The organism is Collimonas antrihumi (assembly GCF_018304965.1).
Classification (GTDB): Bacteria; Pseudomonadota; Gammaproteobacteria; order Burkholderiales; family Burkholderiaceae_D; genus Collimonas; species Collimonas antrihumi.
Map to the genome: position 1 here is coordinate 81,253 of NZ_JAGQED010000018.1, position 8,703 is coordinate 89,955.

Here is an 8,703-nt window from a genome sequence, read left to right on the forward strand (position 1 = left end):
AATCCTCCTAAAGTCCGATTTATTTTTCGGCACCGCGATATATCCAACGCCTGCCCTAGCGCGCAAACACATGACGAACGATGCCATTTTGCAACTATTAGTTACTAGTTGTCAGTAAATTCCGCCAACCTGCAGCGAATTATTTTTTATAAGCGATGCAATCCACTTCCACCTTGCAATCGACCACCATGCTCGACTGCACGCAAGCACGGGCCGGCGGATTGGCGCCAAAGTACTCTTTGAAAACCCGGTTGAACGATTGAAAATCGCGGGTATCGTCAAGCCAGACACCGCAACGCACCACGTGCTCCGGACCGTATCCGGCTTCTTTCAGGATCGCCAGCACGTTCTGGATGGTTTTGTGCGATTGCGCGACGATGCCGCCATCGATCACTTCGCCGTCCACCATCGCCACCTGGCCGGAAACGTACAGCCAGCCGTCGGCTTCGACCGCACGCGCGAATGGCAAATGCTGGCCGCCGGTTCCGGAACCACCTTCAACACCGTATCGTTTGATAGTCATAGCTACTCCTCAGTAAAAACTCGGTAAAAAAACAAAACTCAACAAAAATTCAACCAACTCAACTTGCAAGGACGCCACTCACGCCTGCTTGCCGAGCCAGGAAACGCCCTGCCCGCGACTCGGTCGGCGCTTTTTGCGCGCCACCCAGATACGACAAGACACCATTCACCCATACCGCTTCTATTCCTTCTGCCGGCTGCATCGGATCCGAGAAAGTTGCAGCATCGCGTACGGTTTCCGGATCGAACAACACCAGGTCAGCCCAATAACCCTCGCGTACCAGGCCGCGTTCAGCCAGCCCGAAGCGTTCGGCCGACAAACCGGTCATCTTGCGGATCGCCACGCTCAGCGGAAACAATTTTTGTTCGCGGCTGTAGTAACCCAGCACCCGCGGAAACGCACCCCACAGACGCGGATGCGGCAACGGATCGTTAGGCAAGCCATCCGATCCGACCACACTGGCCGGGTGGCTCAGGATGCGGTTGACATCGTCATCCTGCATGCAGTGATAGACGGCGCCGGCCGGTTGCAAACGACGCGCCGCTGCCATCAGGTCGACCTGCCATTCGGCGGCGATCTCGGCTAGCAGCTTGCCGCCCATGGCCGGTTCCGGTTCCGACCATGTCACCATGATGTCGATGGTGTCGGTCACCTGCTTCAAATCCAGTGTGGATGAGCTGGCGGTGTAGGGATAGCAGTCGCAACCGACCGGCTGATAACGCTGCGCCTGCTCCAGCGCTTCCAGCACTTCGGCGCTGCGGCCCCAGTTTTCAACGCCGGCGCATTTCAAATGCGAAATCACCACCGGCACCCGGGCATGTTTGCCGATACGGAAAGCTTCATCCATGGCTTCCAGGATGTCGGCGAATTCGCTGCGTAAATGGGTCGCGTAGATGGCGCCGGCCTCGGCCAGCGGTTCTGCCAGCGCCAACACTTCGACGGTGGGCGCATTGATCGCGTTGCCGTAAGCCAGGCCGGTGCTGAGCCCGAGTGCGCCATGCGCCAGCGCTTCGCGCAACTGTTCGCACATGGCGGCGATTTCTGTTTCGGTGGCGGCACGATCGAGCCGGTCCATCTGGTTGCTGCGCAAGGCGGTGTGGCCGATCAGCGCTGCGACGTTGATGGACGGTTGAGCCTGGGTCACCGCGTCGACATAGGAGGCAAAAGTCGGATAGCTGAAGGCGCTCGCCTCGCCCAGCAGATTCATCGGATCAGGCGGTTCGGCCTTGAGGCTGACCGGTGCGGCGCTAATGCCGCAATTGCCGACGATCACGGTGGTGACGCCCTGCGACAGCTTGGGCACCATGCTCGGTGTGCGAATCACGTTGGTGTCGTCGTGCGTGTGGACATCGATAAAACCGGGACTCAGGACCTTGCCGCTGCCGTCGATCACCTGCGCAGCTTGCCAGCCGGATGACTTGCCGGCATTGGCGTCGCTACGCGGCTCGATATGCAGGATACGGCCGCCGGCCAAGGCGACGTCGGCCACAAATGCCGGCTCGCCACTGCCGTCAATCACCGACACGTTACGAATCAGCGTATCGCAACTTGGCGTGGCCGCTGCATTTGACAGGGGTGTATTCGATTCAGTGCTCATCTCAATCTCCCAACGGCTCGCGATTGCCGCCGCCGCGATGTGTATCCAGTGTGAATTTCAGGCGTCGCAGCAACTCCTGGCTACGATCTTTTTGCAGCAATGCCAACTCGGTCATCAGCACGTCCAGCGCCATCATCATGGCGTAGCGCGACGATGACGGCTTGAAAATAAAATCGGTTTCCAGCGACTTCAACGGCAACAGCACATCGGCCATCGCGGCCAACGGCGAACCCAGGGCGGTGATCGCCACCAGCCGCACGCCATATTCCTTGGCGATGGCGCAACTGGCGTTGAGTTCAGGCACATTGCCGGTGGTTGACAAGACCAGCACCACATCGTCCTTGTCGAGCGTTGCGGCTACCATTTTTTGCAGCATGGCGTCGTGATAGGTGGCCACCGGGCGCCCTAGGCGCACCAGCCGATAGCGTGCCTCATCGGATAGCATAGTCGAGCCGCCACCCATACCAAAGGCATAAATCATGCGTGCCTGCAGCAGCGCCTGCGCCGCTTGCAACAAGGTCTCCTGGTTCAGCAGGCTGCGATTGACCTCCAGCGCTTTGTGGATATCGGCATACACAATGTCGACGATTTGCGGAAGTTGGTTTTCAACAACAGAGCTCTCGACCCGCAAAAACCGCTGCCCGATGGCTGCAGCCTGGGCCAGATGCATCTTCAATTCGCGCACGTCGCGGCAACCGATGGCTTTGGCGAAACGGGTGACGCTGGCTTCGCTGACGCTGGCTTGTTTCGCCAGGGTCTGGATACTGGCGCTGGCGGCAAACGGCAAATCGCCCAGGATTGCCTGGGCTACCTTCTGCTCTGCCAGACGCAGCTGACCGCTACGCTCGGCGATGCGCGACACAATATCGAATGAATGAGCCATGTGTTGTCAGTTGCGTTGTAAATTAAGCAGCAAAATAAAGAAAAGCCAGAATACAGGGCAATGAAAAGACAGAGTCCCACACTGCCTCTGCAGCAAGCACAGTAGGAAAAAACTCTATGTTACTTTGTAACATGCTTTTAATATAGTAAATTCAAGGATATGATTACGTCAAATGAATTCTGAAGGAGAAGATCTGATGGCCAATGTTATTAACTATCACAGCGATTATGAGAACCCGACAATCGATCCGTTGAACAAGGGTCTGGGAGCATTTCAACAGACATTGCCTGCTGCCGAGGTGAAGGCGCACAACTGGAATCTGCTGCGAGAAGACCTGAGCCTGCCTACCGCAGTGCTGTCCGAAGAGCGCATGACGCACAATTTGCAGTGGATGCAGCAGTTCGTCACGGAATACGGCGTCAAACTGGCCCCGCACGGTAAAACCACGATGGCGCCGAAGCTGTTCGCGCGCCAACTGGCCGGCGGCGCATGGGGCATCACCCTGGCCACCGCACACCAGACCCGGGTCGCCTATCAGCACGGCGTACGACGCGTGATCATGGCGAATCAGCTGGTCGGCAAGCAGAATATGGCGATAATCTCCGATTTGCTGGCTGACCTCTCCTTTGAATTCTGCTGCCTGGTCGATTCGGCCGATGGCGTCGATCAGTTGGGCGCGTTCTTCCAGGCCCGCAAACAAAAACTGCATGTATTGCTGGAACTGGGCGCCGACGGCGGCCGCACCGGCATCCGCAATGCGGAGCAGCAAGCAGCCGTGCTGGATGCGATTGCGCGCTGGCCGGAGCATATCGTGCTGGCCGGGGTTGAAGTCTATGAAGGCGTCTTGAAAGAAGAAGCCGCTATCCGCAGCTTTCTGCAACACGCGGTGGCCTGCACCAGACAGTTGGCCAAGGATGGCCGCTTTGCTGCTCGCACCGAAGGCAGCGCAGCGCGGCCGGTGATACTGACCGGCGCCGGTTCGGCATGGTACGACGTGGTCGCCGACGAATTCGCCAAGACCGAGATCGGATTGCCTTTGGACGTGGTGTTGCGCCCGGGCTGTTACCTGACGCACGATGTCGGCATCTACCGCGCAGCGCAAGCGCAGATCCAGACGCGTAATCCTATCGCCCGCAAAATGCGCAGCGAATTGCAGCCGGCCTTGCAGTTGTGGGCTTATGTGCAATCGATTCCGGAAACCGGCAAAGCTATCATCGCTCTCGGCAAGCGTGACGCTGCATTCGACGCCGGCCTGCCTACGCCGGCACTGCATTATCGCCCCGGCACAACAGCACCGAAGGCCACGCCCGCCCACTGGCAGGTGACCGGCATGATGGATCAGCATGCGTACCTGCAGATCACCGAGGGCGACGACATCAAGGTCGGCGACATGATTGGCTTCGACATCTCGCATCCGTGCCTGACGTTCGATAAATGGCGTCAGATAGCCGTCGTCGATGCGCAGCATCACGTGGTAGATGTGATCCAGACCTTCTTTTAATTTTTCTTTTACTTTTTTCCCCGGCACAAGCGATGACACTAGATATCCTGGCTTATGGCGAAGCAATGGTGGAGTTCAACCAGCGGCTCCACGATGCACGCATGTACCTGCAAGGCTTTGGCGGCGACACCTCGAATTTCTGTATCGCCGCAGCCCGTCAAGGCGCGCGCAGCGGTTATATCAGCGCCCTCGGCAATGATCATTTCGGCCAGAAGCTGCGTGATCTGTGGCTGGCGGAACAGGTCGATGCGAGCCATGTGGCGAACGATCCGCAAGCAGCTACCGGCGTATATTTTGTTTCGCATGACCAGGACGGTCATCACTTCGACTATCTGCGTGCAGGCTCTGCCGCCAGCCGCTATACCAGCGCGCAGCTGCCGCTAGAGGCAATCGCCGGCGCCAAGATGCTGCATCTGTCAGGCATCAGCCTGGCGATCAGCGAATCTGCCTGCGATGCCGGCCTGGCGGCGATGGCGCATGCGCGCAAGCATGGCGTGCGCACGTCGCTCGACACCAACCTGCGGCTGAAACTATGGCCGTTGGAACGCGCCCGTGAAAAAATGCGTGCGGCGTTTGCGTTATGCGATATCTGCCTGCCCAGCTGGGACGATGTCAGCGCCCTCACCGGCCTCGACGACCGCGATGCGATTGTCGATACGCTGCTGTCCTGCGGCATCGGCCTGATCGCCTTCAAGCTCGGCGCCGAAGGCTGTTATGTCGCCACCGCCAGCGAACGCCGCATGGTGCCGGCTTACGGTGTCGAAGCGGTCGACGCCACCGGCGCCGGCGATTGCTTTGGCGGTGCCTTCATTGCCCGCCTGGTGGCCGGTGACGATCCGTTCCGCGCTGCCCGTTACGCCAATGTCTGTGCCGCTTTGTCGACTACCGGTTACGGTGCGGTAGCACCGATTCCGCGCGCTGCGCAGGTCGAAGAAATACTGAATTCATGGTAATTTTCTCTGCTGCACCTCAGGTTCAGACAACAGCTCTGCGACGATTTCCCCCAGCCGTTTTATGCCTTGCTCGATCTGCGGCGAAAACGGCTGGCCGCAGCACAGCCGCAGATAATGATCGAAGCGCCTGGAATTGGAAAACATCAAACCGGGAGCAAGCCGGATACCTTCTCGCAATGCCGCCTCAAATACCTTTTTGGATGACAATTGCTGCGGCAGTTCCACCCACAACAAGGCGCCGCCGTCTGGCAGGTTGAGGCGGGTACCGGTTGGAAAATGCACAGCGATCGCATCGGCGGTACGCGCGCGCTGTATCCGCAGCGCTTCACGCAAACGCCGCAAATGGCGATCATAGGCAGTCGAGGCCATAAAATCCGCCGCTGTAATCTGTGCCCACTCTTCATTCGCCCGGGTATGGGCAAATTTAAGCATCTCGATCCGCGCCTGCCAGCGGCCGCCAACCATCCAGCCCAGGCGCATGCCTGGCGCCAGCACTTTGTTGAGCGAAGCGCAATAGATCACGTTGCCGCTGCGATCCCAGGCTTTCAGCGCGGTCGACGCAGTGCCTTCCGGTACCAGGTCGCTATACGAATCGTCCTCGATCAGTGCCATCCCATGCTGTTCGCATAGCTCCACCAGGCGCGCCTTGTGCGCGTCCGGCATGATGCTGCCCAACGGATTCTGCAGGTTCGGCACCGCCACCACCGCTTTGATATCGCCGTAGGTCCGCAGCGCCAGTTCCAACGCTTCAATCGAAATACCGGTGCGCTGGCTGGTCGGGATTTCAAGCGCGCGCATGCCCAGGCTTTCCAGCACTTGCAGCAAACCGTAGTAAGTCGGCGACTCGACCGCGACAGTGTCGCCTGCCTGCGCAACGGCGCGCAGAGCCAGATTGATCGCCTCGATACAGCCGTGGGTAACGATCACCTGTTCCGGCGCGATCTTGATGCCGATAGCAAGACTACGTTTGGCCAGCACCTGCCGAAACGCCGGATTGCCGCCATGCGACATCATGCTGGTCAACACCTCCGGCCGCTGGCGCAAGGTCCGGATAGCAGCGTTTTTCAATGCGCCCACTGCATACAATTCCGGCGCGCAGCTGGCGCTGCTCAGGTCGAGTGTGACCTTATTGCTACGTCCCTGCGCAATGATTTCCGAAACCCGTTCGTGGATCCCGGCATACTGCGCCGACATCAGAGCCGGCGCGGTCGCCAGATTAAGTTCTTCCGGCTGCGCCAGGCGCCGCGCCTGCCGCACGAAATAACCGGAACGCGGGCGCGCTTCCAGCCAGCCTTCCTGTTCAAGGTGACGCAATGTTTGCAATGCCGTCGACAAGCTGACCTGATGCTGCCGCATCAGGTCGCGCACCGATGGCATGCGATCCCCGGGTCGCAAGGTAAGCGCCTGGATGGCAGCCAGATAGTGTTCAGCCAGGCGCCGGTATAGCAATTGCGGCGTTGGCGACTTCGGTTGGGATTGAGGCTTGGGCAGTGACAAGAGAGGCCTCATAACATGCATTGGATTATCGAAGCGTGCTGCATTTCGGCGTACCGAAACAGATACAGAATCGCAGATACAGGACGATAACAGATAAGGCAAATCCCGGCTGTTATGCTGCAGATGAGTAACAGCTGTGCCTGTTTTTGCGGCAGGTAGGCGGTTAGGCTAGAGCCATCTCTTTCATCAAGGAAACCGCCATGCAACTCACCAATGAAAGCACTACACAGATTAGATTAAGCCGCGCTCAAACCAGCATGTTTTATGCAACGCGCGGAACAGCCATCGTAACGGTGCAAGGCAGCATTCTTGTCTGCGAAGGCGGTACAGCCGCTGACACGCGTTTTGCAATCAGCGACGGCGAGTGCCATGTGGTGCAGCGCAGCGGCTGGATTCGATTAGAGGCAAATGGCACTAAGCCCGCTGCTGCAATCGTCAATACCGGATTACCTTCCATCCCGCTGTGGCAGCGCTGGTGGCAGCAAGCGCATACTCTGGTTGCTCTAAAAGGATGATGCGAATCATGCATTGCTGATAAACCACGGCCGGCACTTGTCGTTTGGCAAAGCACTTGTTACCGTCTGCCAATCTGGCTTATTCTGTAGCCATGAGCATCACCCGTGAAGATCTTGAACAGGACCGCCTGCGGACGATCCTCGATAACACACCGATTGCTTCCGCCCTGCTATCCGAAGCAGCGCTGGAAGCTTCGTGGCGCGCCGCGCTAGCCTCGCTACCGGATCCGAATGGCGATGTCTGGCTGTTCGGCTACGGCTCGCTGATCTGGAACCCGATGGTAGAACATAGCGAACGCGTGCCCGCCAAACTGTACGGTTATCACCGCGGCTTTTACCTGTATTCACGCATCAACCGCGGCACCTGGGACAACCCCGGCCTGGTGCTGGGACTAGACCGTGGTGGTTGCTGCCAAGGCATCGCCTTCCGCATCCCCGCCATCAGTATCGAAACAGAATTGAAAATGTTATGGCGCCGCGAAATGCTGACCGGCGCGTATCTGCCGCGCTGGTTGCCGATGCAACTCAAGGGCAAAGATGGCCCGAGGGTGAAAGCGCTGGCGTTTGTCATGAATCGGCAGCATGAGAGTTATACGGGGCGTTTGCCGGACCTGAAGGTGGTATCGCATTTGCGCGATGCGGTTGGATTGTATGGACCAGCCAGGGATTATTTGCGGCATACGTTGGAAGGATTGCTGAAGGAAGGGTTTCGCGATCCATATCTGGCGCGGCTGTGGGCGCAATTGGAGTCTGGTCAAGATCAGCCGAAAGCTAAAAAATAACAAGGCTGTGGCTTTTGAAGTTGCGGTTGCGGTTGCGGTTGCGGTTGCGGTTGCGGTTGCGGTTGCAGCTGCAGTTGCAGCTGCAGTTGCTTTTGAATTTGAAGTCCGCATGGGGACGCTGCCAAATGTGACGGCTGTCAGTCGGGAATTGTGGGGAGACATGTTTGAGCGAAGCGAGTTGGTCTTCCCACCCGACTGGCAGCCGGCACATTTGGGGACCTGACCGAAGGGAAGGCAGTGGCTTTGCGGTCGCCTTCTTTTTGGTTACTTTTTTTGGCGCCCGGCTAGGGGCGAAGCAAGAAAAAGTGACTAGCTGCCGGGCTACCCCCATACGCGCTAACCAAACTTTCCTCCTCTGAATTGATCCTGCTGATAATGACGTTTCTTTCGCGAAGGTTCTCGCAGTAAATTGCGCATTTCTGTCCATTGCTCAAGGCAAGCAAACAACGACA

General features: G+C 58.2%; 8 protein-coding genes. 4 read left to right on the forward strand and 4 right to left on the reverse strand.

Annotated features, from left to right (window positions below):
- Positions 1–139 precede the first annotated feature (139 nt).
- Genes KHU29_RS15295 through KHU29_RS15305 form a run of 3 tightly spaced genes read right to left on the reverse strand, consistent with a single transcriptional unit; the run spans position 140 to position 3,003 of the window.
- Complete coding sequence (locus KHU29_RS15295) at positions 140–523, reverse strand: RidA family protein (RefSeq protein ID WP_014005262.1); 384 nt, start codon at positions 521–523, stop codon at positions 140–142.
- 58 nt (positions 524–581) lie between these two features.
- Positions 582–2,120, reverse strand: coding sequence for an N-acyl-D-amino-acid deacylase family protein (locus tag KHU29_RS15300; RefSeq protein ID WP_211453630.1), 1,539 nt, complete (start codon positions 2,118–2,120; stop codon positions 582–584).
- A 1-nt stretch (position 2,121) separates the two neighbouring features.
- Positions 2,122–3,003, reverse strand: a complete 882-nt coding sequence (locus tag KHU29_RS15305) for a MurR/RpiR family transcriptional regulator (protein WP_211453631.1) — start codon at positions 3,001–3,003, stop codon at positions 2,122–2,124.
- 196 nt (positions 3,004–3,199) lie between these two features.
- Between KHU29_RS15305 and KHU29_RS15310 the strand changes: the two genes are divergently transcribed.
- Both KHU29_RS15310 and KHU29_RS15315 read left to right on the forward strand, forming a co-directional pair.
- A complete protein-coding gene (locus KHU29_RS15310; RefSeq protein WP_211453632.1) occupies positions 3,200–4,504 on the forward strand; it encodes an amino acid deaminase in 1,305 nt (434 codons plus the stop codon).
- 32 nt (positions 4,505–4,536) lie between these two features.
- On the forward strand, positions 4,537–5,457 hold the full coding sequence (locus KHU29_RS15315; protein ID WP_211453633.1) for a sugar kinase: 921 nt from the start codon (positions 4,537–4,539) through the stop codon (positions 5,455–5,457).
- Here the strand turns inward: KHU29_RS15315 and KHU29_RS15320 are convergent.
- Positions 5,449–6,966: an aminotransferase-like domain-containing protein gene (locus KHU29_RS15320; RefSeq protein ID WP_211453634.1), complete on the reverse strand. Its 1,518-nt coding sequence runs from the start codon at positions 6,964–6,966 to the stop codon at positions 5,449–5,451. The genes KHU29_RS15315 and KHU29_RS15320 overlap by 9 nt on opposite strands.
- Positions 6,967–7,154: 188 nt before the next feature.
- On the opposite strand from KHU29_RS15320, the gene KHU29_RS15325 reads away from it, so the two are divergent.
- Positions 7,155–7,469 (forward strand): hypothetical protein, encoded by a 315-nt coding sequence (locus tag KHU29_RS15325; protein ID WP_211453635.1) that lies wholly within the window; start codon positions 7,155–7,157, stop codon positions 7,467–7,469.
- Positions 7,470–7,561: 92 nt separating this feature from the next.
- The gene (locus tag KHU29_RS15330; RefSeq protein WP_211453636.1) at positions 7,562–8,251 is read left to right on the forward strand and encodes a gamma-glutamylcyclotransferase; all 690 of its coding nucleotides are present in this window, start codon (positions 7,562–7,564) and stop codon (positions 8,249–8,251) included.
- The last annotated feature ends 452 nt before the right edge of the window (positions 8,252–8,703 follow it).